Origin of the sequence: Nonomuraea sp. B19D2 (genome assembly GCF_040137845.1) — a bacterium.
In the GTDB taxonomy this organism is placed as follows: Bacteria; Actinomycetota; Actinomycetes; order Streptosporangiales; family Streptosporangiaceae; genus Nonomuraea.
Map to the genome: position 1 here is coordinate 88,576 of NZ_JBEFAK010000018.1, position 21,923 is coordinate 110,498.

At 70.3% G+C, this 21,923-nt stretch carries 24 protein-coding genes and 3 pseudogenes; 10 read left to right on the top strand and 17 right to left on the bottom strand.

Annotation, left to right across the window (positions count from 1 at the left end; genetic code table 11):
- Positions 1-59: 59 nt before the first annotated feature.
- On the bottom strand, positions 60-638 hold the full coding sequence (locus ABN273_RS30170; RefSeq protein ID WP_349452439.1) for a TetR/AcrR family transcriptional regulator: 579 nt from the start codon (positions 636-638) through the stop codon (positions 60-62).
- Positions 639-728: 90 nt separating this feature from the next.
- Between ABN273_RS30170 and ABN273_RS30175 the strand changes: the two genes are divergently transcribed.
- From ABN273_RS30175 to ABN273_RS30195, 5 genes are read left to right on the top strand one after another with little or no spacing between them, the layout of a single operon-like run.
- Positions 729-1,061 (top strand): hypothetical protein, encoded by a 333-nt coding sequence (locus ABN273_RS30175; protein ID WP_349452440.1) that lies wholly within the window; start codon positions 729-731, stop codon positions 1,059-1,061.
- Positions 1,058-1,666 carry a DUF2867 domain-containing protein gene (locus ABN273_RS30180; protein ID WP_349452441.1) on the top strand — a complete coding sequence of 203 codons (609 nt, stop codon included), beginning with the start codon at positions 1,058-1,060 and terminating at the stop codon, positions 1,664-1,666. Before ABN273_RS30175 ends, ABN273_RS30180 begins: the two co-directional genes overlap by 4 nt.
- Entirely contained in the window at positions 1,663-2,079 is a 417-nt protein-coding gene (locus ABN273_RS30185) for a DUF6463 family protein (protein ID WP_349452442.1), read from the top strand. The genes ABN273_RS30180 and ABN273_RS30185 overlap by 4 nt, the downstream gene beginning before the upstream one ends.
- A gap of 25 nt (positions 2,080-2,104) precedes the next feature.
- Positions 2,105-2,353: a hypothetical protein gene (locus ABN273_RS30190; RefSeq protein WP_349452443.1), complete on the top strand. Its 249-nt coding sequence runs from the start codon at positions 2,105-2,107 to the stop codon at positions 2,351-2,353.
- 33 nt (positions 2,354-2,386) lie between these two features.
- Entirely contained in the window at positions 2,387-2,962 is a 576-nt protein-coding gene (locus tag ABN273_RS30195; RefSeq protein ID WP_349452444.1) for a dihydrofolate reductase family protein, read from the top strand.
- Between the two features lie 25 nt (positions 2,963-2,987).
- Here the strand turns inward: ABN273_RS30195 and ABN273_RS30200 are convergent, their stop codons facing one another.
- On the bottom strand, positions 2,988-3,818 hold the full coding sequence (locus ABN273_RS30200) for a helix-turn-helix domain-containing protein (protein ID WP_349452445.1): 831 nt from the start codon (positions 3,816-3,818) through the stop codon (positions 2,988-2,990).
- 41 nt (positions 3,819-3,859) lie between these two features.
- Here ABN273_RS30200 and ABN273_RS30205 point away from each other — a divergent pair, with 41 nt between their 5' ends.
- Together ABN273_RS30205 and ABN273_RS30210 are read left to right on the top strand one after the other, a co-directional pair.
- Complete coding sequence (locus ABN273_RS30205; protein WP_349452550.1) at positions 3,860-4,735, top strand: NADPH-dependent F420 reductase; 876 nt, start codon at positions 3,860-3,862, stop codon at positions 4,733-4,735.
- A gap of 401 nt (positions 4,736-5,136) precedes the next feature.
- The gene (locus ABN273_RS30210) at positions 5,137-5,559 is read left to right on the top strand and encodes a roadblock/LC7 domain-containing protein (protein ID WP_349452551.1); all 423 of its coding nucleotides are present in this window, start codon (positions 5,137-5,139) and stop codon (positions 5,557-5,559) included.
- Here ABN273_RS30210 and ABN273_RS30215 read toward each other — a convergent pair whose 3' ends face one another.
- The 5 genes and pseudogenes from ABN273_RS30215 to ABN273_RS30230 all read right to left on the bottom strand — a co-directional run.
- Positions 5,560-6,297: an RNA-guided endonuclease InsQ/TnpB family protein gene (locus ABN273_RS30215; protein ID WP_349452446.1), complete on the bottom strand. Its 738-nt coding sequence runs from the start codon at positions 6,295-6,297 to the stop codon at positions 5,560-5,562.
- Positions 6,298-6,402: 105 nt separating this feature from the next.
- Entirely contained in the window at positions 6,403-6,789 is a 387-nt protein-coding gene (locus tag ABN273_RS30220) for a hypothetical protein (protein WP_349452447.1), read from the bottom strand.
- Positions 6,790-7,070: 281 nt separating this feature from the next.
- Positions 7,071-7,229 (bottom strand): annotated as a pseudogene (locus tag ABN273_RS59660) (E3 binding domain-containing protein); the annotation flags it as partial.
- 97 nt (positions 7,230-7,326) lie between these two features.
- Positions 7,327-7,557, bottom strand: a pseudogene (locus tag ABN273_RS59665) (biotin/lipoyl-containing protein); the annotation flags it as partial.
- Positions 7,542-7,835, bottom strand: a pseudogene (locus ABN273_RS30230) (transketolase C-terminal domain-containing protein); the annotation flags it as partial. The pseudogenes ABN273_RS30230 and ABN273_RS59665, both read right to left, overlap by 16 nt.
- 117 nt (positions 7,836-7,952) lie before the next feature.
- Here ABN273_RS30230 and ABN273_RS30235 point away from each other — a divergent pair.
- Positions 7,953-9,353: an IS4 family transposase gene (locus ABN273_RS30235; protein WP_349452449.1), complete on the top strand. Its 1,401-nt coding sequence runs from the start codon at positions 7,953-7,955 to the stop codon at positions 9,351-9,353.
- Between the two features lie 33 nt (positions 9,354-9,386).
- Here the strand turns inward: ABN273_RS30235 and ABN273_RS30240 are convergent, their stop codons facing one another.
- Positions 9,387-10,613, bottom strand: a complete 1,227-nt coding sequence (locus tag ABN273_RS30240) for an IS701 family transposase (RefSeq protein ID WP_349452552.1) — start codon at positions 10,611-10,613, stop codon at positions 9,387-9,389.
- 145 nt (positions 10,614-10,758) lie between these two features.
- Positions 10,759-10,914, bottom strand: a complete 156-nt coding sequence (locus ABN273_RS30245) for a transketolase C-terminal domain-containing protein (RefSeq protein ID WP_502911151.1) — start codon at positions 10,912-10,914, stop codon at positions 10,759-10,761.
- Between the two features lie 87 nt (positions 10,915-11,001).
- On the opposite strand from ABN273_RS30245, the gene ABN273_RS30250 reads away from it, so the two are divergent.
- Positions 11,002-11,796, top strand: a complete 795-nt coding sequence (locus ABN273_RS30250; protein ID WP_349452450.1) for a 3,4-dihydroxy-2-butanone-4-phosphate synthase — start codon at positions 11,002-11,004, stop codon at positions 11,794-11,796.
- A 46-nt stretch (positions 11,797-11,842) separates the two neighbouring features.
- Here the strand turns inward: ABN273_RS30250 and ABN273_RS30255 are convergent, their stop codons facing one another.
- The 8 genes from ABN273_RS30255 to ABN273_RS30290 all read right to left on the bottom strand — a co-directional run bounded on the left by ABN273_RS30255 (position 11,843) and on the right by ABN273_RS30290 (position 20,601).
- Positions 11,843-12,376 carry an alpha/beta hydrolase gene (locus ABN273_RS30255; RefSeq protein WP_349452451.1) on the bottom strand — a complete coding sequence of 178 codons (534 nt, stop codon included), beginning with the start codon at positions 12,374-12,376 and terminating at the stop codon, positions 11,843-11,845.
- The gene (locus ABN273_RS30260; RefSeq protein ID WP_349452452.1) at positions 12,355-12,831 is read right to left on the bottom strand and encodes an alpha/beta fold hydrolase; all 477 of its coding nucleotides are present in this window, start codon (positions 12,829-12,831) and stop codon (positions 12,355-12,357) included. The genes ABN273_RS30255 and ABN273_RS30260 overlap by 22 nt, the downstream gene beginning before the upstream one ends.
- A 171-nt stretch (positions 12,832-13,002) precedes the next feature.
- Positions 13,003-13,251 (bottom strand): ATP-binding protein, encoded by a 249-nt coding sequence (locus tag ABN273_RS30265; RefSeq protein ID WP_349452553.1) that lies wholly within the window; start codon positions 13,249-13,251, stop codon positions 13,003-13,005.
- Positions 13,208-14,152 (bottom strand): hypothetical protein, encoded by a 945-nt coding sequence (locus ABN273_RS30270; protein ID WP_349452453.1) that lies wholly within the window; start codon positions 14,150-14,152, stop codon positions 13,208-13,210. Before ABN273_RS30270 ends, ABN273_RS30265 begins: the two co-directional genes overlap by 44 nt.
- Complete coding sequence (locus ABN273_RS30275) at positions 14,149-16,575, bottom strand: AAA family ATPase (protein ID WP_349452454.1); 2,427 nt, start codon at positions 16,573-16,575, stop codon at positions 14,149-14,151. Before ABN273_RS30275 ends, ABN273_RS30270 begins: the two co-directional genes overlap by 4 nt.
- Positions 16,575-17,714: an exonuclease SbcCD subunit D gene (locus ABN273_RS30280; RefSeq protein WP_349452455.1), complete on the bottom strand. Its 1,140-nt coding sequence runs from the start codon at positions 17,712-17,714 to the stop codon at positions 16,575-16,577. The genes ABN273_RS30275 and ABN273_RS30280 overlap by 1 nt, the downstream gene beginning before the upstream one ends.
- A 14-nt stretch (positions 17,715-17,728) precedes the next feature.
- Positions 17,729-19,486 carry an ATP-binding protein gene (locus tag ABN273_RS30285; RefSeq protein ID WP_349452456.1) on the bottom strand — a complete coding sequence of 586 codons (1,758 nt, stop codon included), beginning with the start codon at positions 19,484-19,486 and terminating at the stop codon, positions 17,729-17,731.
- 29 nt (positions 19,487-19,515) lie between these two features.
- Positions 19,516-20,601 carry a LacI family DNA-binding transcriptional regulator gene (locus ABN273_RS30290; RefSeq protein ID WP_349452457.1) on the bottom strand — a complete coding sequence of 362 codons (1,086 nt, stop codon included), beginning with the start codon at positions 20,599-20,601 and terminating at the stop codon, positions 19,516-19,518.
- 31 nt (positions 20,602-20,632) lie between these two features.
- On the opposite strand from ABN273_RS30290, the gene ABN273_RS30295 reads away from it, so the two are divergent.
- Complete coding sequence (locus ABN273_RS30295; RefSeq protein WP_349452458.1) at positions 20,633-21,904, top strand: MFS transporter; 1,272 nt, start codon at positions 20,633-20,635, stop codon at positions 21,902-21,904.
- The last annotated feature ends 19 nt before the right edge of the window (positions 21,905-21,923 follow it).

Genomic DNA, 21,923 nt, shown 5'->3' on the forward strand with positions numbered 1-21,923 from the left:
CCATGTCGGGTCATGTCTGCACATACAGACCGGGCCGACGGCGAGAACTCATCGGTCGGTCAGTGCAGTGCCTGTCCGAGGCCTGCCGGCAGCAGGGCGCGGAGGGCGGCGTGGACGGCGTCGAGGTCCACAGCCTCGGGAGCGACCCGCCACTGGGCGTGAACGCCGATGATGGCCCCCACCACCACCACCGTGAACGCCTCCGGGGTGGCCCCCGCGGGTAGCGCCTCCATCGGGGTCCGGGCTTGCACCCCCTGCCGGAGCGCCGCGTGGAGCCGCGCGTAGTGCCCACGGATCGGCGAGCCGACCTCCACGGCCTCGGCGAGCAGGGTGATGAACAAGCGCGTGACAGGCAGCCGGATGAAGTCCATGACCTGCTCGAGCGGATCACCGGGATGCTCCCCGGCGGGCGGCGGGAAACCGGCCAGCACGGCCTGAAGCTGGTCGTCGACCACCGCTTCCAGCAGGCCCAGCTTGTTGCCGAAGTGCCAGGGGATGGAGCCGCGGCTGATGCCGGCCTTGTCGGCGATGTCGATGAAGCTCGTCTGCCGGTATCCCTTCTCGGCGAAGAGCTCGGCGGCGGCCGCCACCAGCAGCCGGCGGCTCTCCTGAGTCCTCTCGATACGTCGCGTGGCCATGCGGACAATCTAACCAGCTATGCCGAACGACAGAGCAAATGATGGCCGGTATAGCCTGTGTTAGCCAACATAGAAACCGGGGAGGTTCTCATGCGTTGGGTGACTTATGCGACGGACCGCGTCGGGGTGATCGGCGAGCACCGGATCCATCCCGTCGCGCCGGGCGTCAGCTGGGTCGAGCTCATCGGCTGGGGCGCGGAGGAACTGCGGGTGACGGGGGAGGCGGCCTTAGCGTCGGCGGCGCAGACGGTCCTACTGGCCGAGGCCAGGCTGGGCGCGCCGATTGCGTGCCCGCCCTCGGTCCGCAACTGTCTGTGCTTCCTGGACCACATGCGCAACTGCCGGGAACCCGACCCCGCCGCCGCACCCGATCTGGACCAGATGACGCTGATGGCCATGATGGCCGGAAGGGCGCTCTCGTGAGGCTGCCGAAGACCACGTACACCTCCCACCCGTGGCGCATCCATGAACTCACGAACGACTTCTCGGTCGAGGATGTGTGGTCGTTCCGCACTCCCGGAGCCGGGCCCGACGACTTCCCGGCGATGGTCGCAGCGATGCGAGCTTCCGGCGGACTCGCGAAGCAGCCCTGGCCGGTGAAGTTCTTGTTCGCCGTCCGGTGGAAGCTCGGCGCACTCCTCGGCTGGGACAAACCATCAGCGGGCGTCGGTGCGCGGGTCGCCTCGCTCCGCGACCGCCTGCCCAGCGACATCCGCGACGCTCCGCGCGGCGCGGACAACGAGAGCATGCCTCTCAAAGCGGTCTACGAGCTGGACATGGAGTCCGCTCGCGAGCTGGCGAACAAGACCGTGCACACCGTGATGCATCTCGGCTGGGTTCAAGGCGCGAACGGCGACCATGAGCTGCGGATGGCCGTCCTGGTCAAGCCCAACGGACGGTTCGGGCGGCTCTACATGGCCGCCATCGCGCCTTTCCGACACCTCATCGTCTACCCGGCCCTGACCCGGCGATGGGAACGAGCCTGGCGCGACCGCAACCATGAGCACGAAGAAGGGACGTCACGATGAACCCCGGAAAGCGGCTGCTCCGCTGGGCGAGCGGGATCATGCTCGTGCTGGGAACAGGACACCTGTCCTTGCTGGCGCTCATCGCCTGGGAGGACATCACCGGCTGGTTGGATCGGGGGATGTGGGCAGCCGTCCCGCTCGTGCTCACGGACGGGGGCGCCGTTCAGACGGTGGAGTCCCTGCAAAATGACGTCATCTTCTGGGGCGGTCCGGGAAGCTTCGCCGTACCCCTGATTCTCTTGGGTTGCCTGACATGGCACCTCGCCGGACGCGGGGTGGCTGTGCCCGCCGGACTCGGCTGGGGCCTCGCGACGTGGTGTGCGCTGGGCGGCGTCCTTCTTGTGCCGTCCCCGTTCTTCGCCGGGGTCATCCCCGGGGCACTCATCATCTTGGCGGCGCAGAGGAAAGGTTGATCGACGCGGGGCCAGGATGCGGCACGTGGCAGCCGGCGGAGACACGACCGAAGAGCTCTCCGACGAGCCGGCGCGGCGGAACCGGCTGCTGTTCCGCAATCGCGACTACACCGGCTGGTGGCTCGGTGAGACCGTTTCGAATACGGCCTCGCACGCCATCTCGACGGCTTCGCCGCCCTGGTGGCGGATCAAGCCCGAAGGCGGTCATGAGGAGCGCCGAAAAATCCCTCGGAGCCGTGTCGATTCCGGTGGCTCGCGATCGACGCGTTGGTGAAAGGACAGGAGTACGACAGAGCAAGGAGATGTGATGAGCACCGTGGTGATGCACAACGTCGTGTCGGTGGACGGCTTCATCGCCGACGCGGAGGATCAGATCGGTCCGCTGTTCGACTGGTACTTCAACGGCGACGTTCAGCTCGGCAAAGGCGGTATGAAGATCTCGCGGGCCTCGGGCGAGTACGTCAAGCCGATGTGGGCGAGCATCGGGTCGATGGTGATCGGGCGTCACCTGTTCGACATGGTGAACGGCTGGGAGGGGTCGCCGCCGGCGGGCGAGCATGTGGTCGTGGTGTCGCACCGGCCCAAGCCCGACGGCTGGCACCCCGGGGCGTCGTACCACTTCGTCGACGATGTGGCGCAGGCGATCGCGAAGGCCAAGGAGCTCGCGGGGGAGCGCACCGTCGCCGTGGCGGCGGGCGACGTCGGCGGGCAGGCGCTCGCCCTCGGCCTGGTGGACGAGGTGGCGATGGACGTCGTGCCGGTGGTCTTCGGCTCGGGCAAGCGGTACTTCGGGTCGGTCGATGCCCAGCACCTGCTCGAGGACCCGCACGTGGTGATCCAGGGCGACCGGGTGCTGCACCTGCTCTATCGAGTCCGCCGTTAGCGAGCGACGTCCCTGGCACGTCGGTCTACAGGGTCCCAAGTTTCCGCAGTGCCTGCTCGGATGCCGAGCCCGGCTCGGCGGCGAACAGGTCCAGCCCGCAGCACGACGGCTCGTCGGGCAGTGCGATGAGTTGGCCGTGCAGGGTCAGTTCGCCCACGACCGGGTGGTGCAGCACGTACGTCCGGGACCGGACCTGCGCGACCGGGTGCTCCGCCCACATCCGCGCGAAGTCCGCGCTCAGCTCCCGCATGTGGTCGATGTGCGCCGCGAGCCTGGCGTCCCCGCGATAGCGCCCGAGCAGCACGCGCAGATGCGCCACTTGCTCGCGCGCCGCCCGCTCCCAGCCGGTCCGGTGCAGCTCGCGCAGGTAGGGCTCGGCGAACAGTAGGTGCGAGAGCGTGCGGCGGTGCTCCGGCAGCGCGGGGAAGTCGCCGAACACCGCCACGGCGAGCTGGTTCCAGCCGACGATCTGGGTGTGCCGGCCGACCACCAGTGCCGGCGTCATCACGAATGACTCCAGCAGGTGGCGCAAGCCCGCAGGCACATCCGGTGAGGCCGCGGCCCCCGCACACGGTACGGGGGGCCGTGCGATCCGGTGCAGGTAGGCCAGTTCGTCGGTGTCCAGGCGCAGCGCCGCGCCGACCGCGTCCAGGATCTCGTCCGAGACGCTGTCGCCCTTGCCCTGTTCCAGACGCGTGTAGTGGGCGATGCTCACCCCCGCGAGCCGGGCCAGCTCCTCACGCCTCAGCCCCGCGACCCGGCGCACTCCGCCGTAATCGCGCAGCCCGACGTCCTCCGGGCGCAGACGGGCACGGCGTGATTTGAGGAACTCGCTCAGCTCGGTCCGGTCGTTCACGCGACAACCCTACGTCTGAGCGCGCGGTGGGTGATCACGCCGTGAGTACGCAAGGCACGGGCCTGGCCGGGCGGTCGCGGCGGTTCCAAGCTGTCAGGCGAACCACCCGGCGCGGCCTCGCCGCCGCCGGTTCTTACCGCGACATCCACATGAACGAACGGAGCGAAGCCGTGTCCCGAACACTTGGACTCATCGGCAGCGGAATGATCGGCTCTTCCCTTGCCCGACTGGCCGTCGCGGCCGGCCTTGAGGTTGTCCTCAGCAATTCGCGAGGGCCTGAGACACTCTCTGATCTTGTCGCTGAGCTGGGCGGGCGTGCCCGAGCGGCCACACCGGAACAAGCGGCACGCGCCGCAGACCTGGTGGTGGCGGCCGTCCCGCTGAAGGCATATGAACAGCTCCCCGCCGAAGCTCTGGCCGGCATGACGGTGCTGGACACGGCGAACTACTACCCCGAGCGGGACGGCCACCTGGCCGAACTGGATGCGGGCGGACTGACCTCCAGTGCCCTGATGCAGCGCCACCTCGCGGGCTCCCGTGTGGTCAAGGCATTCAACAACATCACCCCGCACCAGCTGCTCACCCTCGCCCGGCCCGCCGGCGCGCCGGACCGTAGCGCCCTGCCCATCGCCGGCGACGACGCGGAGGCCAAGACAGAGGCCGCCCGGCTGTTGGATGTCCTCGGTTATGACGCGGTGGACATCGGCACGCTTGCCGCCAGCTGGCGCAGCGAACCGAACACACCCGTCTACATCCAGCCCTATCTCGGTGAAATGCCCGCCATGAACGTTGAGGCCTTCCTCCGCTGGACTCTCCAGACTCCCGGCGTCGTCGTTCCCGCAGCGCAGGTCGGCAAGCTCGTCGAGACCGCGGTCCGCCAGCCGGCGGGCGAGGCCAGGCTCCCGAGCGACGCCTGACTGGTCCACGGCCGGTGTTGTTCGAGGTTGATCGTTCGCCTTCGCGGCACCGAAGCCGAACAACGTCAGTGGGCTAGACAGTCAGCGGACCGGCATCGCAATGCCGTTCTTCTCCCAACCGTCCCCCATGCCATCAGGCGAATCGAGCGGTCCGTGGCGCGCCATGGTGCACATCGAGCAGGGTCACGACCTCAATCTCGCAGAGAAAATACGCACCAGGGTGAATGATCTTCACCCGGAGGATAAAGATCATCCTCCCCGTGAGTCACGGTGCAGCTGCGGCACGTTATCGTGCGACGGGTTCGGCGACTGGCGAGTCCGGTGGTTCATTTCTCACGGATCAGCAGGGGGCAGCAAGAGTGGCAGGCGGCGTGTCGGGTGAAGGCGGCGGGCGAAGCTCCGTGGCGCAGTCGGGGTCCACGGCGGACTTGGATTGGCTGCTTGATGATTTGGTTGGGCGGGTGAAGGAGATCGAGCACGCAATCGTGCTCTCCGGTGATGGGCTGTTGGTGGCCTCGTCGAAAGACCTGGCGGGCGCCGATGCCGAGCACTTGGCGGCGGGGGCTGCGGGCTTGCAGAGCCTGGCCACTGGGATCAGTTCTCGCATTGATGGTGGGGCGGTCCGGCAGACCGTGGTGGAGTGGAAATCAGGTTTCCTGGTCACCGCCGTCGCGGGGGAGGGGGCGCGGCTCGCGGTGCTCTGCCTGCAGGACAGCGACATCGGCTTGATCGCCTACGAGTTGGAGATGCTTGTGACTCGAGTTGGTCAGTACCTCACATCCCCGGCGCGGCGCGAGACTCTTGAGGGATACGAGGCTCGTTAGTCAACTACCACCGGCTGAAGCCGGTGGTTTGCTCTCACGGTCCCGTCTGGCTGAAGGGAGGCCGGTAGCGTGTGGCTGGTTGACGACAGCCCGACCCGCGACGCCGCGTTGGGCGATGTTGCGGGCCGCGATGTGGTCGGCGTGCCCAGCGAGGCCGCACCGGGTGCAGGCGAAGTGGCCCCGTGCCGGCCGGTTCGCCCTGCTGGTCCATCCGCATTCCGGGCAGGCCTGGCTGGTGTAGGCGGGATCGACCAGGGTGAAGGCGATTCCGGCCCGGGCGGCCTTGTAGCGGGTGAACTCGATGTTCTGAGCGAAGGCCCAGGAGTGCAGGGTGCGCCGCTGGAGCCGGTGAGCCCTTGCCCGCCCGCGGATGCCTTGGAGGTCTTCCAGGGCGATGCCGCGGCCGGTGCGTTCGGCTTCGCGCACCACGTACTTGCTGATCTGGTGGTTGAGGTCGGTCATCATCCGGTGCTCGCGCCCGGACAGCCGGCGCAGCACCCGCCGCGCCGCGGGAGTGCCCTTCTTCTGCAAGCGGCGGCGTTGCCGATGGCGCCGCGCGCGCAGGGCGCGGACGTGGCCGTTACCTTGGATCGGGCCGGGCTGGGCCGGTCCGGGCAGGACCGCCCCGTCGGAGGTGACCGCCAGGTTGGCCACTCCCTGGTCCACGCCGAGGAAGCCGTTGGCAGGCTCGCGCGCCGCTGGTTTGGGCAGGGTGAGGGTGACCTGCAGCAGCCACACCCCCCGCCGATAGAGCAGGTCGGCCTCGCCGATGGGCAGGGTGTCGAGGGCTTTGAGGTCTTGCTCGCGGCCGGTGTAGGAGACGTGGACGCGGCCGGTGGGGGTTCACAGGGACACGATGCGGGCATCTCGGTTCCAGCTCATGAGGCGCGCGTTGTAGGGGATGGCGCCGTGCGGGCGGAAAATGTGGGCGCGTTTCTTGGTGGCGCGGCGGTTGGCGTAGGCGCCGGCGACCCGGGCGATGGCGCGCACGGCTGCTTGGGCGGCCAGAGCGCCGAAGTGGGCGCGCGCTTGGTGGTAGGCGAGCCGGTGCAGGTCCAGGATGGCGAAGGTGCGCTGCTGCCAGGCCAGGCGGGAGATGTAGGTGGCTGCCTGGTTGCATACCTGTACCGCGGTGGCGAGGACGTTGGCTTGGGCGGGGGTGGTGGCGAGCCGCAGTTGCACGACCGAGGGCAGGCCGTGCCGTTTGGCGGCCGAGCGGCGGATCGCCATCGCGCACCTCCTGTCACTGGAGCATCACCCACCGCAAGATTACTGGCTGTTACCGAGCTTTTCCATACTGTTTTCGAAAGGAGGGGTGGTGCTTCCTCCCGGCCCTGAAGGACCGGTTCTCCGCGCCACAATCCAGATGAAACCTCCGTAGCCCGCGCGGGAGCCTTCAGAGACCTTGGGCCAGAAGTGGGCGCCCGCTCGCCCACCACCGGAGCGGGGACGGGTATCGCCTGCTCGACGTCGGCTCGCGTGGTGAGCCCGTTCGGCCCGGTTCCACGTACGCAGGTGAGGTCGACTGCCTTTTCCTTGGCCAGTTTGCGGACCAGCGGCGAGGCGACGCGGGGCCGCTTCACGGTGTGATGGGGTCGGGTCCGGAGGAGCGGCCGGTGCGGGTGCGGCGAGCTTCCTGCCGCGGTGGCTCCTGCTGGTGGCTCCCGCACTGGTGCCGTAGCCGATCAGGACATTTCCTGAGCCCGCGCGCTCCTCTTCGACGTAGATGGTCGCAGCGGCCGGCTGCCCGGACTCGATCGTGATCAGCGGCTCGCCGATCTCGAGCGTGGTGCCTTCGGCGCCGTGCAGCTCGGCCACTACACCACCGTAGGGCGAGGGCACCTCGACCATCGGCTTGGCGGTCTCGACCTCGGCGATGGGCTCGTCGATCGCGACCTGGTCACCGGGCTTGACCAGCCAGCGGACCAGATGTGCCTCGGTGAGGCCCTCGCCGAGGTCGGGGAGGGTGAAGACGTGGTTACTCATGCTTGGTTCCATTGCAGGTCGTCGACGGCGTCGAGAATGCGATCGGGGGATGGTAGGTGATGGTGCTCGAGTTTGGGAGGCAGGTAGGGGATGTCGAACCCGGTGACCCGCCGTACTGGGGCCTCGAGGTAGTGGAAGCACTGCTCGGATACCCGGGCGGCGATCTCCGAGGCGACCGACGCAAAGCCCTGGGCCTCGGCCACCACCACCGCTCGCCCGGTGCGGCGGACCTCCGCCATGACGGTCTCGTCGTCGAACGGCACGATCGAGCGCAGGTCCACGACCCCTAGTACTCCAGTGACAACACCGTTGAGTTAGGGCTGTAGACCGACCGTCAAGGGGTTGAATGACGCAACGGAACCCCGGTAGATCAGCTTTCGACCAAGAGAGCTGATCAAGGAGTTCCGTTGCAGGAGCAGTCTGTCATCGCTCGAGAGATCACGGTAGCCGCAGGCGTATTCGCGCCAGGACATCTCGGAGAGCTCACCCAGGTAGTGGACTTTACGCTGGTCGACGCGGTGCTGGAGGAGACAGGAGCAGTCCAAAAGCGCATCCGGCTGCTGCCCTCGCGGGTGGTGGTGTACTTCGTGCTGGCTCTGGCCCTGTTCGAGCAGTGCAGCTATCGGGCGGTGTGGGGCAAGCTCGTGGCGAGCCTGGACGCCCTGTGCCCGGCATGGCCGAGCGCCTCGGCGTTGTGCCGTGCACGTCGCCGGGTGGGAAGCGCACCGTTCAAGACATTGTTCGAGACGCTGGCCGGGCCGCTCGCCTGGCCGGACACCGTCGGGGCATTCTGGCGGGGCTTGCGGACGGTAGCCATCGACGGCACCGGGATGCACTTGGCAGATAGCGACTCGATCGCCGCCCAGCACACCAAGCGAAAGCGTAAAGGCGAAGATGTGGAGTTCGGCTACCCGTTGCTGCGACTGCTGCTATTGATCGAATGCGGCACCCGAGCCGTGCTCGGGGCCGCATTCGGACCGGAGACGGTGGGAGAGACCGGATACGCCCAGCGGCTGCTGGACAGGCTCGCTTCAGGCATGCTCGTGCTGCTGGACACGGGCTTCGATGGCTGGCCCTTTCTGCTCCAACTGCGTTCCACAGGAGCGGAGTTCCTCTGCCGTTCCGGCGCTCGGCGCCACCCACTGATCATCAAGAGACTGCCCGACGGCTCCTACCTGTCGACGTTCGGCCTGGGGAAACTGCCGGTGCGGATCATCGAGGCATGGATCATGGTCACCTACGCCGACGGCACAGCGCGTCGTGAGCAGTGGCGTCTTGCCACCAGCCTGACCGACCATAACCGCTACCCCGCCCGCGAACTGGTCGCGCTCTACCACGACAGGTGGCAGGCGGAGACGGCGTACTTCTCGATCAAGGCCACCATGCTGCAAGGCCGGGTCCTGCGCTCACGCTGCCTGCAGGACATCGATCAGGAGATTTACGCGCTACTGACCGTCTACCAAGCCTTGGTTCGGATCTCCGGGGACGCCATCGCCGGCCACCCGCGGCTGGACCCGGACCGGATCAGCTTCACCGTGGCCCTGGACGCTGCACGGGACCAGGTAACCACCGCCAGTGGGATCCTGATCAGTGGCATCGCAGTGCTGACCGGCGCGATCGGCCGCGCCATTCTCGACAACCTGCACCCTGGCCGCCACCGTCAGCGCGTCAAGGCCCGAACGCGGAAGAATCCGACCAGCAAATACAGCAAGAACTCCCTCCAGCACCCCGCAACCGTCCAGCACTACACACTCGAAGCCCAGGTGATGGTGATGGAGGAGGGCTTGACGGCCAGGTCACGGCGTTAACTCAACGGTGTTGACTCCAGTGACATTTCGCGATCATGGCTCGGATCTGCGCTGGTAGTGGCAGCGTCGGGCGGTGGCTTGGTGTCGGCGGCGCCAGTCTGACCAGCGCAGGACATGGGTGATCGAGCGGTGCCAGGTCAGCACGAGTACGGCGAGCAGCCGGCGGATCTCGGGCAGTGTCAGCGGGATGCGGTCCTGGTCACTGGGTGGCTGGGCGGCGGCGACGGCCACCAGCAGGGCCAGCGCGAGCATGGCCAGGGTGATGTGCCGGTGCCAGGCCGTCCAGTCGCGTACCTGGTAGTGGTCCAGCCCGACCTGGCCCTTGGCGGCTTGGAAGGACTCCTCAACCGCCCATCGAATTCCAGCGATCTTGACCAGGGCCATCAGGGGCTGCCGGGTGGGCGCGTAGCAGCGGTAGAACGCCAGCTCGCCGGTGGTCAGGTTGCGTCGGATCAGCAGCCACCGATATCCGTGGGCCTCGCTTTCGTCGATCCGTGCCCAGGCCCAGGCGTACCAGCGGGGGCCCTTGGCACCTTGACCGGCGCGGTAGCGGTGCCAGTGCCGATCGGACACTCGCGTGGCGACCTCGGCCGCGCTCACCTGGGCGCCCTCGAGTTCGACCCGCCGGTTGCCCGCGATCGCCAGCACGTACCCCATCCGGCGCTCCTCCAAGGCGGCGCGCAGGCGCGGGTCTTGCCCGTAGACCTCATCGCCGGTCACCCAATGGGCGGGCACGCCGGCCTCGAGGGCGGCCAGCACCATGGCCGTGGCCAGGGCGGGCTTGGTGGCGAAGGCGATCTCGTCCGGGACACCTGCCGCGAGGCAGCGGCCAGGGTCGGCCAGCCAGGTGTGCTCGGGCACGTAGAGCCGCCGGTCCAGCAGCGCGCGTCCCGCCGGGGTGGCGTAGGCGAGGAACACACCGATCTGGCAGTTTTCGATCCGGCCCGCGGTGCCGCTGTATTGCCGCTGCACCCCGGCCGAACCGACGCCCTTCTTGACGAATCCGGTCTCGTCCACGATCAGCACGCCGTCGGGACCGAGCCGGTCGACGGTGAAATCGCGGACGTCATCGCGCACCGCGTCGGCGTCCCAGCGGGCGGTGCGCAGCAGCCGCTGCAGCGCCTGCGGCCCGGTCAGCCCGGCGTGTTCGGCCAGGTTCCAGCAGTTCTTGCGGTCGATGTCAGCCAGCAGCCCGCGCACATAGGCGGTTGCCGCACGCCGCGGTTCGACGCGGCCGAACCGGCCGGCGATCCGAGCCATCAGCTCGTTGAAGATGACCATCCAGCCGTCAGGGTCTACGCTGTGGCTCGCGGCCACCGCACGATCTTTGGTTGTTCTCACAAACTCCGAATGATCACGCGGTGGCCGTCGCCATGTGACCCCAAGTCCTCAAGATTGCCAAGTGTCACTGGAGTACTAGGTCGCACCCTTCGGTGGCGGCCAACTCGGCCGCTGCGAGCGCCACCGGCACGGAGGGGCCGTACGCGATGAGGGTGGCGTCGGCGCCGGGACGCCGCACGATCGCGCGTCCGATCGGCGGTACCGGGCGGCTGGTGTCCACCTCCTCGGGGAGAAGTAGTGCTTCTTCGGCTCCAGGAAGATCACCGGGTCCGGGCTGTCGATCGCGGTCGACGGTGTCAGCCTGACCGTGGCCGAAGTGTCTCGCGACCGGTTCTGCGTGGCGCTGGTTCCCGCGACGTTGCAGGCCACCACGCTCTCCGACCTGTCGGTCGGCGATCGCGTGAACCTGGAGCCCGACCTGGTCACCCGCCTGGTGCGGCGCTGGCCGTCCGGCCCGGAACGGGCGGTGACCGAGGTGGTCGCGGCGTTGCCCTGGGCTGGACGGGTTTCGGGCGGGCATGGCCTGCAGAAGGCGGTGGCCCGACTCGCGTCCGGAGGAGCCGTGATGATCTGGGATCCCGACCGGGAGGGGGAGGGCGACGTGGTGTTCGCGGGGGCGCGCCTGCGCCCGGAGGCGTTCACCTTCCTGCTCACCCAGGTCTGTGGCCATCCGGCCGTGCCGTGCGCGCCGGAGGTTCTCGACCGTCTGGAGATCGGACCCGTCCCTGGACCGGGGGATCGGCATGGCACCCGTCCCCATGTCCCGGTGGATCTGGCGACCGGGACCGGCACCGGAGTGTCGGCGGCCGAGCGTGCCGCGACCGTACGCCGCCTGGCCCACCCGGAGTCCAAGCCGACCGACTTCCTCCGGCCGGGGCATGTCTTCCCGCTGGCCGCACGCCCCGGTGGTCTCACCGAGCGCGCCGGTCACACCGAGGCCACCGTCACCATGTGCGTGGCGGCCGGGCTACCGCCGGTCGGGGTGTGCTGCGAGGTCATGAACTCCGATGGAACCATGGCGACGGCCGCGGACCTGGAGGTCGCCGCGCTGCGCTGGGGCCTCCCTCTACTCGACGTGGACGACCTCAGGAAGCACCTGTGATCACGATGTGCCGCGGGGCCGGCGTGCCCGCCCGCCGGCCGAGCACTCAGGTGCTCGCTGCGTGTCGCCGGAGGAACGCTCTAGCCACGGACTGTGCCTGGCCCGCGCCCGGGCTGAGCCAGAAGCCCAGGTGGTCGTCGTGCTCTATCCAGTGCCGTTCCGCATGGGGTATCCGCTCGGCCGCGAACTCCCCATGCTCGAAAGGCACATCGCCGTCCTGCCTGCCGTGGATCAGCAAGGTCGGAGCCGCGATCTGCTCCAGGGGCAAACCGCCACGCCGGGCTTGCGCCGCGTCGTTGTCGGTCCCTGGCCAGCGTTTCTCGTAGGGAAATGTCGTATCGAAGATCGCCTCGAAGAGCATCCGCACATGTGGCGTGTTCATGATGTACGACATGCGTTCCGCCCGCTGCCGCTCGGTGAAGGTGCTGGTCTCGTCCAGCGTCGCCGCGACGACGGTCCCGAACGAGAGCTTCGCCGTGAGCCGGGTGAGCTTCTCGCCGACGGTGTTCAGGAAGATTCTCTGCAGCGGCGAGCCCGGCTGGCTGGGCTGTGGTTTGCTCACTCCGCTGATGGAGACCAACCCCCAGATCCGGTCCGGATGGCGTGCGCGAAGGTGTAGCCCACCGGACTCCCTGCCGAGATCGCGAGGACCCCGACGCGGTCGACGCCGAGCTCATCCAGCAGCGCGGCGAGCAGGTCGGCCTGCTCTTCGTTGGTCCGGCCGCTCTCCAGCGGGGTGCCGAGGTAGCCCGGCCGAGAGGGGCTCAGGATGCGGAACCCGTCCCGCTGCAGCCAGTTGGCGAACAAGCGGCCCTGATCGGCTCCGCCGAGCCCGGGGTGAACGGACAACACCACGGGGCCTTCCGTGCCGTACAGGTCGTACTCGATCGGCCCGAGCGGTGTCTTGGCCGTCCGCAGATCGATCTGGACGCTTGGCAGGAGCCCCCGGCGCGGCGCGGTGTCGATGGCCCCGTTCCAGAGGAGAAGCCCGGCTACTCCCGCGGCCAGCACGCCGACGAGGACAACAAGGAGCAAGCGGACGATCTTCACGACTCTTCGCTTTCGCATCACAGTGGTGTCTCCCGGAAGGCGCTCATGGTTCGACATCGTCGTCCAGCCACCGGTGAGAGGCATCCCTCAGGGGGAGTCCTCTGCGGTACCCCACCCGGATCAGCGAATGACCGGCCTACAACGCCGGGAGTAGTCTCAGTCAGTTGTCAGGGGGAGGCGCAGGACGAATTTGGCGCCTTGCGGTGAGTCCTCCACGGTCAAGGTTCCCTGGTGCGCCTGGGCGATGGCCTGCGAGATGGCAAGGCCGAGACCACTGCCGTTTTCTTTGATGCTTTGGCCGGTTTCTCGGCGTTTGCTCCAAGGGCGAGTCCATAAGGACCATTCTCGCCGCCTTGAAGGTCTATCCGGCCGCCGCTGTGCGTAGCGCGCGGTAGAGCAGGCGATTGTCGCCCAGGTGGTGGCGCAGGAGTTTCTCCAGGCCGCCGATCGGGACCAGGTTCTGCGGGGCGCGCGGGTCCTTGTAGTCGACGCCGGCCAGCGGGGGCAGCGCGAGGGTGACCGCGTCGGCCAGCCGTACGACCTGGGCCGGGTCCAGGTCGGCGCTGGCCTCGCAGCGTGCCACGCCCGCCCAGGGCGCGGCCGACTGGACGGGGAGCCGCAGGTACCAGGCGTGTCGCCGCCAGCTGGTGCCCATGAGGAACACCGGGGTGCGCTGGCCGGGGGTGAGTGCGGCGACGACCGCGGACTGGGGCGGCGGCAGGTAGGCGGTGTGGTGGGTCTTGATGTAGCCGACCGTGCGCGGCAGGTGCGTACGCCCGCGCAGCGGCCCGTCGACCAGGAGCAGGTCGTCGCCGCGGTTGCGGTGCCGGACGGCCAGGTCCACCTCGAGCTGGGTGACCTGCCGTTGCAGCGCCAGGGACAGCTCCTCGAAGGAGGCGTCGGCGGCCTTGCTGGGGTGGTAGGTGGCGTGTGTGGTCTTGACCTCGGGCGCGTGCGGGGAGGCGGAGATCAGCGTCCGGTTGACCTGGATGTCGGCCAGGTCGGCGCCGTCCGGGCCGCAGCGGACGATCCCGGCCGCGTACGAGGCGGCGATGCCGGGGACGGGCATGGGCGCGTCGGGGTCGTGGACCCAGACGCGGGCGTCGATTCTGCGCACGCCGTCGGCGACGAGCAGGGTCTCGGGGGCGGAGGCGTCGGGTCCGGGTGTGACGGGCTTCCAGTCGGCGGCCGGGTGTTCGATGTCGAGGATGAGCTCGGCGGTGGTGGGGCCGAGCTCGGAGAGGTTCTCTACGGCGAGGGCGGCGGCGTAGCCCGGGTCCCACGGGTCGACGGTGAAGCTCGTCATGGGGCGATGGCCGCCTTCCGTACGTGGGAGCCCTTGGCGTCGCGGCTGACCTCGAAGCGCACCGGCACGCGGTCGGCCAGCGCGGGCACGTGGGTGACGATGCCGATCATGCGTTCCTGGCCGGCGGCGAGGCGTTCGAGGGTGGTGGCGACGGTGTCGAGCGTGGCGGGGTCGAGGGTGCCGAAGCCCTCGTCCAGGAAGATCGAGTCGAGTCTCCTGGCGACGGCGCCGGACAGGGCCAGCGCCAGGGCGAGGGCGGCCTGGAAGGTCTCGCCACCGGACAGGGTGCGGGCGCTGCGCCGCATGCCGGCCTCGCCGTAGTCGATGACCTCGATGTCGCCGGTCTTGTCGGCCAGCGCGAGCTCGTACTGGCCGTCGGACAGCTCGCGCAGCGTGTCGGAGGCGGAGGCGACGAGCACGGCGAGGGCCTCGGCGCACAGCCAGCGCTCGAACGCGTTGGCGCGCAGGCGCAGGGCGAGCTCGTGGGCGACCTTGGCCTCGTGCTCCTTCTGGGCGACCTGGTCCCCCAGGTCGGCGGCGCGCTTGCGGTCCTCCTTGAGCCGGTCGAGGGCGCTGTCGGCGCGGGCGACGGAGCCGGCGACGGCGGCGCCGAGCTGGTCGGGTGAGGCGTCGCGCGGGGTGACGACGCCGTGCTCGGCCAGGCGCTCGGCCAGCCTGCGGCGGTCGGCGGCGAGCCGGTCGCGGGCCTGGGCGAGCTGCTGGTCGCGGTCGGCGAGCGCGGCGAGTGCGGCCTGGGCGGCGCGGTCGCGCCAGGCGAGCAGCTCGGTCCAGGCCCGGTGCAGGTCCTCGCGGGGGAGGGGCGGCGGCGGGTCGTCCTGGGCGCCGGCCACCAGCAGCCGGTCGCGGGCGCTCTCCAGCGTGCGCCAGGCGGACTCGGTCTGGCGCTCGACCTGCTCGGCCGCGGCCCGCGCCCGTTCCAGCTCGCCACGTGCGGCGCGTACGGCGTTGCGGGTCTGGGTGGCGAGCTGGTCGGCCTTGGCGATGGCGGCCAGCCGCGCCTCCAGCTCGGCGCGGTCGCCGGGGGCGGGCAGCGCGGCCAGCTCGGACTCCAGCCGGGCGGCCTGCGTGGCCAGCATCGACGCGGAGGTCTCGGCCTTGGCGTGGGCGGCTGCGGCGCGCTGGGCACGTTCGCGGGCGTTCGCCAGTGTGCGGTCGGCTGTGCGCATGTCGGCGGGAGGCTCGTGATGGGGCAGTTCGGCGACCGGGTGCCGGCAGACGGGGCACGGCTCGCCGACGGCCAGCCGGTTGAGCAGGTGGGCAGCGGCGTGGGCGGCACGCAGGCGGTCCCGCTGGGCCTCGGCGGCGGCGAGCGCTTGTTCGGCGGCGGCCCGCTCGGCGGTCAGGCCCTCGAGTGACGCGGCGGCCGACGTGGCGGCCGTGCCGGCGCGCGCGGCCTCGGCCTGCAGGCGTTCGCGGGCGTCCAGCGCGGCCAAGGCCGCCCGGGGAGCGCCGCGGTCGCCGAGCGCGGTCAGCGCCTCGTACGCCTCGTGCTCGTCGGCCGCCAGCCTGGCCACGTCGGCGGCCAGCGTCTGGACCGACTCGGCGGCGGCGCGGCGGGCCGCGGCCAGATCGGGAACGGCGGCAGGCAGGCGCAGCGACGACAGGACCGACTGGCGTGCTGCCACGGCGGCCCGCTCCTGCTCGGCGCGGCGGATGTCGCCCTCGCGGGCCCGCAGCAGATCCAGGTCGGCGCCGATGGTCTCGGCCAGCCGCCGCAGCGCCGCCAGCCGCTCGCTCAGCTCCCGCTCGGCCTCCTCCGTCGCGCCGGACAGCTTGGCGAGCTGGTCGCGGGCGAAGGAGGCGGCCTGCTTGGCGGCCTCCTCCTCGCGGGCGGCGCTCTGCCTGATCCGCTCGTAGACGTCGGCGTCGAGCAGCTGCACCAGCAGGTCCTGCCGCTCGCGCGGCGCGGCGTGCAGGAACTCCGCGAAGCGGCCCTGCGGCAGCACCACGCACTGGGTGAAGAACCGGTACTCCAGCCCGGTCACCCGCTGCGCCTCCGGGGTGACGTTCTCGCCCTCGGCGATCGGCTTGAGCACCGCGTCGAACGCCTGCCCGAGCGGCGCGGCGCCGTCCAGCTCGTCGAGCCTGGCCTCCTTGGTGCGCACCGCGCCCTTGGCGTCGCGCACCATCGCGCGGACCACGCCGTAGCGCCGGCCGTCGCTGTCGAACACCATCGCCACCTTGCCGGCGGCGACGGACGGGGCCAGGGCGTGGGCGACGGCGCCCTCCCTGCCCCAGCGCGGCACGGTGCCGTACAGGGCGAAGCAGATCGCGTCGATGATCGTGCTCTTGCCCGCGCCGGTCGGGCCCACGAGCGCGAAGTACTCGGTGTCGGAGAAGTCGACGGTCACCGGCTCGCGGAAGCTGCCGAAGTGGTCAAGGTGCAGCAGCAGGGGGCGCATCAGCCGGTCACCTCGTCGTAGAGCCGGTCGAACAGGGCGGCCACCTGCTCGTCGTGGCGGCCGGTGGCGGTCAGGTAGTCGCGGAACAGCTCGCGCGGGCTGCGCTCGGCCGAGCCGGTCCTGCGGGTGGCGGGCACCGGCCTGAACCGCTCGTCCAGCATGACGTCGACGGCGCCGGACAGCAGCTCGCGCACGTCGTCGGCCAGGCCGACGCGTGGCTTCTCCTCCACGATCACCTTCAGCCAGTCGTCGCCCGGCTCGATCCCCTCCAGCTGCTCCAGTGTGCCGCGCACGGTACGCAGGCGGCGGGCCGAGCTGAACGTCAGCTCGCTCACCACGGCGGGCCGCCCCGGCGAGACCTCGACCAGCAGCGCGCCCGGGGTGTTGCCCTCCTCGCCGAAGTCCACGTTCAGGGGCGAGCCGCTGTACCAGATCGGGCACGGGCCGGGGATCTGCTGGCGGCGGTGCAGGTGGCCGAGGGCGGCGTACTGGGTGGCGGGCGGGAACGCGGTCGGCTCGAAGTAGTAGGAGAAGATGGACTGCGCCTCCCGTTCGCCGCCGCCGAAGGCGCCGCCGGGCAGCGTGCCGTGGGTGGTGACCAGGTTGACGGTGTCGGCGTGGAAGCCCGCGGTGAGCGCGCCGATCAGCTCGCCGATGCGGGACGCGTAGTCGCGGTTGTGGTCGGCGGCGGTGCCGGTGAGGACCTCGGCGGCGCGTACGACGTACCGGTGCGACAGGAACGGCAGCACGGCCAGCCGCACCGGCTCCCCGGAGCGCGCCGTGAAGGCGAGGGTGCCGCCCGCGTCCGGGCGCCGGAACGAGCCGATGACGTGCAGGCCGAGCTTGCCGAGCACCGGCCGGTAGACCTCCAGCAGCTGCGGGTTGTCGTGGTTGCCGGCCAGCACCACCACGTCGCGGCCGTCGCCGCGCAGCGCCATGAGCGCGTTGAGCACCAGCGACTGCGCCTCGGGCGTGGGCGCGGAGGTGTCGAACAGGTCGCCGGCCACGATGACGGCGTCCACGTCGTGGGTGCGGGCGGCGGCGACCAGCTCGCGGAGCACGGCCCGGTGCTCGTCGAGGCGGGGGCGGCCCTTGAGCACCTTGCCCACGTGCCAGTCCGCGGTGTGCAGGATCTTCACGAAACCACCTGTGGTCAGAAGGGCGGGATGTCGTCTTCGGCGCCGGGCAGGCCCTGGAACGGATCGGCCGAGACCTTCGCCGGCTGGGTCGCGGCCTCGGCCGGCCGGGTCGCCCAGGCCGGGAAGGGGAACGCGACGGCCAGCGGCACCGGGATCTCCGGCTGGGCGACGAACATGGTGCCCGGCTTGGCGATCGTCGCGCGTTCCCGCACGGCCGGAGGCAGCCAGCCGTACTCGGACCGGGCGGCCTCGGCCGGGTCCAGCCGGCCCGCGACGCGTACGGCGCTGTTGGAGACGATGCGCCGCTCCACCTCCGAGGCCGTCTGCTGGGCGCCGATGAGGATGACGCCGAGCGAGCGGCCCCGCTCGGCCACGTCCAGCAGGATCTCCTTGATGGGGGAGTCGCCCTCGCGCGGCGCGTACTTGTTCAGCTCGTCCAGCACCACGAACAGCAGCGGCCGGGCCGTGCCCGAGGACTCCTTGCGGTGGAACTCCCCGCGCAGCACCACGCCCACCACGAACCGCTGCGCCCGCTCCGGCAGGTTGTGCAGGTCCACGATCGACACCTGCGCATCAGAGGTGCGGACCGAGTGGTTGCGGTAGAACGGCAGGTCGCCCCGGATGATCGGGGACAGCGGGCGCACCGCGCTGCGCAGCCGGCGCAGGAAGGCGTTGACGGTGCCGAGCGGCGTCTGCGCGCCGCTCCACTCGCCGCGCGCGCTCTCGTCCTGCAACTGGTCGGACAGCATCTCCACGAGGTCGGCGAACGTACGGCAGGCGATGCCGCGCACCATGACCGCGCCGCCGTCGCCCACCGGCTCGGCCCACGCCTTCAGCCGGGCGGCCACCTGCCCCACCAGCAGCGAGTAGCCGGCCCGCTCGTCGTCGGCGTCGGCGAACACGAACCGCAGCAGCTCCTCCTCGCAGAACTCCACCAGCGTCCAGTAGAAGGAGCTCACCCCCTGCGTGCGGGCCGAGACGTGCGGCACGCCGTTGGGATCGCCGGGGCGGGGCGGCGCGAACACGTGGACGCTGCCGAACGCCCTGGCCGGCAGCCCCAGCCGCGCGTAGACGCCGGCGGCGCGCTCGTCGAGCCGGACGTTGTCGTGGTCGAGGAAGAGCAGGTCCTCGCCCTTGACGGAGAAGATCAGCGCCTTGGTGTTGGCCGCCTCGCCCTCCAGGACGCCCGAATTGAAGATCGAGTAGAGCAGGAACGTGGCGAACGAGGTCTTGGTGGCCACGCCGGACACGCCGGAGATCGACACGTGCGCGCCGCGGGTGCCGTCGAGGAAGTCGAAGTTGACGTACAGCGGCTGGCCGTCGCGGCCCATCCCCAGCGGGATCCGCCGATCCATCACGTCGAAATACAGCGCCTGATCACGGTCACCCGAACCGGCGAGGTAGACCTTGGAGCCAGGCAGCGGCGGCACGAACACCTCCGGCTCGACCCTCGTCACCCGCACCTCCGCCACCTCGACCACCGCGGCCGGCAACGCGCCGTCGGCGATCAGGAAGACGTCGGAGTCGTACGCGGCACCCTCGTGCCTGGCCTCCACCGTCGTCACCACACCCGCCACCAGCACCTGGCCGTAGCCCGGCACCTCGCGTCTGGTCACCACCACGTCGTCGAGCTGGACGACCTTGCCCGGCTCCAGGCCCACCCAGAACGACAACGGCGAGGCCGCCTGGGTGCCGAGCACCCGCCCGACCGCCTCACCGGCCGCAGGCGCCGCCGTCGTCGCCTGATGGTTAACCGCCCCGTTGACCGTCACTCACCCCTCCACCCCCACGAATGTCGCTCTTAGGGAGCGTAGTCGGGCTCAAGGGGTGCGTCCGGCTCATTCCGCAGGCGGGCACCTCGAACGGGCGCCCCGGACGTGATGGTCCACGGGATCTCTTGGTCGTACGGTCGGTCGGGGTCGAGTGCCAGCCGCGCGCAGTGACGGCCTTGGTCTCGTAGCGGGTTCGTGACGGACGTGATGCCGAGGCGCCGGGCGGCTGGTGATGCGTCCCAACCGAGGTAGGAAGCCTCCGGGTGAGTTTCGCGGAGGGCCTGGAGTGCGCCCAGCGCGAGTTCGTCGCTCATGGCGATGATGAGCGCGTCGGGGGCGAGCTGGGGCGCGAGGTCTCGCGCTGCCGCGAGGCCGTCTCGCTGGGTGTTGCGAGCCACGACAACGATCGGGGTGTTCGCCCAGCTCAGCCCGGCTTGTTCGATGGCGGCGCGATAGCCGCGCAGGCGGGCGTCGGTGACGGGGAACGGTGCGTGTGGCGGGAGGTTCGCGCCGGTCGTCAGCTTGTGCTCGCGGTCGCGATCGAGGGGGAATGAGATCACTGCGGGCGTCCGGCCTTCGCGGAGTCCGTGGGCGGCGACCGCGAGGGCGGCCCGGTAGTCGTCCTGGGTGACGCACGCGATCCCCGGGCGTTGCGGACCGCCCTGGATGACGGCGGGGCGGGGGTCGCCGGCGATCGCCGCCAGCACCGGATCGTCCTCTGCGGTGGTCCACAGCACGAAGCCGTCGACTGCCGCGGACAGCACACGATCGGCATCGGCGGCGTCGCCCCGTGTCGGGATGAAGGTGAGGCCCCGGTCTTCCTCGACGCAGACCTCTGCGACCCCGGCCAGGAACTGTGCCGCCTGGGGGTCGTCGAAGGCGTATGTCAGGTGCTCGCTGAAAACCACCCCGATCTGATGCGTACGGCCGGATTTCAGCGCGCGGCCCACGGCGTCGGGGCGATACCCCAGCTCGCCGGCCGCGCGGCGGACGCGGTCGCGGGTCGCGGGCGCGACTCGGGCAGGCCGGTTGAAGGTGTAGGAGGCGGTCATGGGTGACACCCCCGCACGAGCGGCCACATCCTTCAGCGTCACGCGTCTGCGGTCAGTTGACACAGGATCATCCTACTTGTGTAGCGTTACACATATGTCGACTTCGATCGCTGGGGTGTTCCGTGCGGCGCCGTTCCTCGGCTTCGCCGGATTCGGCGCCTTCTGGGGGGTGTGGGGTGCCACCCTTCCCCTGCTGCGAAGCCAGGCCGGTGTGAGCGATGCGGAGTTCGGCGTCGCGCTGCTCTTCGTGGGCGCCGGAGCTCTGCCCGCCATGTTGCTGACCGGGCTGCTCGTCGACGCGCTTGGGCTGCGTGTCGCCGGAGTGCTGCTCGCGCTGCTGGGTGTCATGGGCGTCGTGGTCTCCGTCGCGTCGGTCGGCTATGCCGCGCTGTGCGCCGGCATCCTCCTGGTGGGAGCGAGTTCGGGAGCGGCTGATGTGGCGCTCAACACGCTGGCGGCGACGGTCGAGAAGCGGACTGGACGCCCCGTCGTGGCCCGTTCGCACGCGGCGTTCTCCGCCACCGTCGCGGTCTCGAGCCTGGGTGCCGGCGCGCTCGCCGGAATGGCGGACAGCCTGCTGGTGAACTTCGCCGCGGGCGCCGCCGTCACCGTGGCTCTCGGGCTGGCCGTCGTCGCCGCGACGCGCTCGGCCTCCGCGCAGGACCCTGTCGCACCTCGGGGCCAGGACGCGCCGGGGCGCGTTGTCGGCCTGTCATGGTGGATCCCCCTGCTCGGAGTGGGCCTGATCGGCGCGTTGGCGTTCGCGTCGGAGAATGCCTACCAGTCCTGGGGTGCGGTCCTGCTGGCCGACGAGTTCACCGCCTCGCCGGCGCTGGCTGCCGTCGCGCCGGCGGTGTTCGCCACGACGGTCGCCGTGGCCCGTTTCGCCGCCGCCACGATCACCTTGCGCCGTCCGATCACCGCGTTGGCCGTGGGAAGCGTGATCGCCACGACCGGAGGCGTCCTGACAGCGTTCGCGCCCGTGCTGCCGCTCGCGCTGGCGGGCATCGTCGCTGCCGCCGTGGGCACTTCGGTGCTCTTTCCCACCTTGCTGTCCTACGGGCTCCGACCGGTCCCCGACGAGTCGCGGGGACGAGCCACGTCCGCCATCTCCACGGTCGCCTATCTCGGCTTCCTCGCCGGCCCGGCATACTTCGGCCTGCTCGCTGACGCCGCCGGGGTGCAGCAGACGTTCGTCGGCATCGCCGCACTGACCGCCGTGCTCCTGGCCACGATCCCGGCACTGCCGGCTCTCAAGCGAGCAGGCGCCGCCGCTTCTTCGACCGGACGCCGCGCTTGCGGAGCGCGGCACATCAGCCAGGTCACCGAGATCGGGGTGTGCGCCGACGACCGGTCAGCGGGCTAGGCCGCAGGAGCAGGCCGTG

What these genes read in the sequence shown, in the direction of transcription:
- ABN273_RS30170 (WP_349452439.1), bottom strand. Translation starts at nt 638, where the DNA reads ATGGCCACGCGACGTATCGAGAGGACTCAGGAGAGCCGCCGGCTGCTG.
- ABN273_RS30175 (WP_349452440.1), top strand. Translation starts at nt 729, where the DNA reads ATGCGTTGGGTGACTTATGCGACGGACCGCGTCGGGGTGATCGGCGAG.
- ABN273_RS30185 (WP_349452442.1), top strand. Translation starts at nt 1,663, where the DNA reads ATGAACCCCGGAAAGCGGCTGCTCCGCTGGGCGAGCGGGATCATGCTC.
- ABN273_RS30195 (WP_349452444.1), top strand. Translation starts at nt 2,387, where the DNA reads ATGAGCACCGTGGTGATGCACAACGTCGTGTCGGTGGACGGCTTCATC.
- ABN273_RS30220 (WP_349452447.1), bottom strand. Translation starts at nt 6,789, where the DNA reads ATGGCGATCCGCCGCTCGGCCGCCAAACGGCACGGCCTGCCCTCGGTC.
- ABN273_RS30240 (WP_349452552.1), bottom strand. Translation starts at nt 10,613, where the DNA reads ATGGCTCGGATCGCCGGCCGGTTCGGCCGCGTCGAACCGCGGCGTGCG.
- ABN273_RS30270 (WP_349452453.1), bottom strand. Translation starts at nt 14,152, where the DNA reads ATGACGAGCTTCACCGTCGACCCGTGGGACCCGGGCTACGCCGCCGCC.
- ABN273_RS30275 (WP_349452454.1), bottom strand. Translation starts at nt 16,575, where the DNA reads ATGCGCCCCCTGCTGCTGCACCTTGACCACTTCGGCAGCTTCCGCGAG.
- ABN273_RS30295 (WP_349452458.1), top strand. Translation starts at nt 20,633, where the DNA reads ATGTCGACTTCGATCGCTGGGGTGTTCCGTGCGGCGCCGTTCCTCGGC.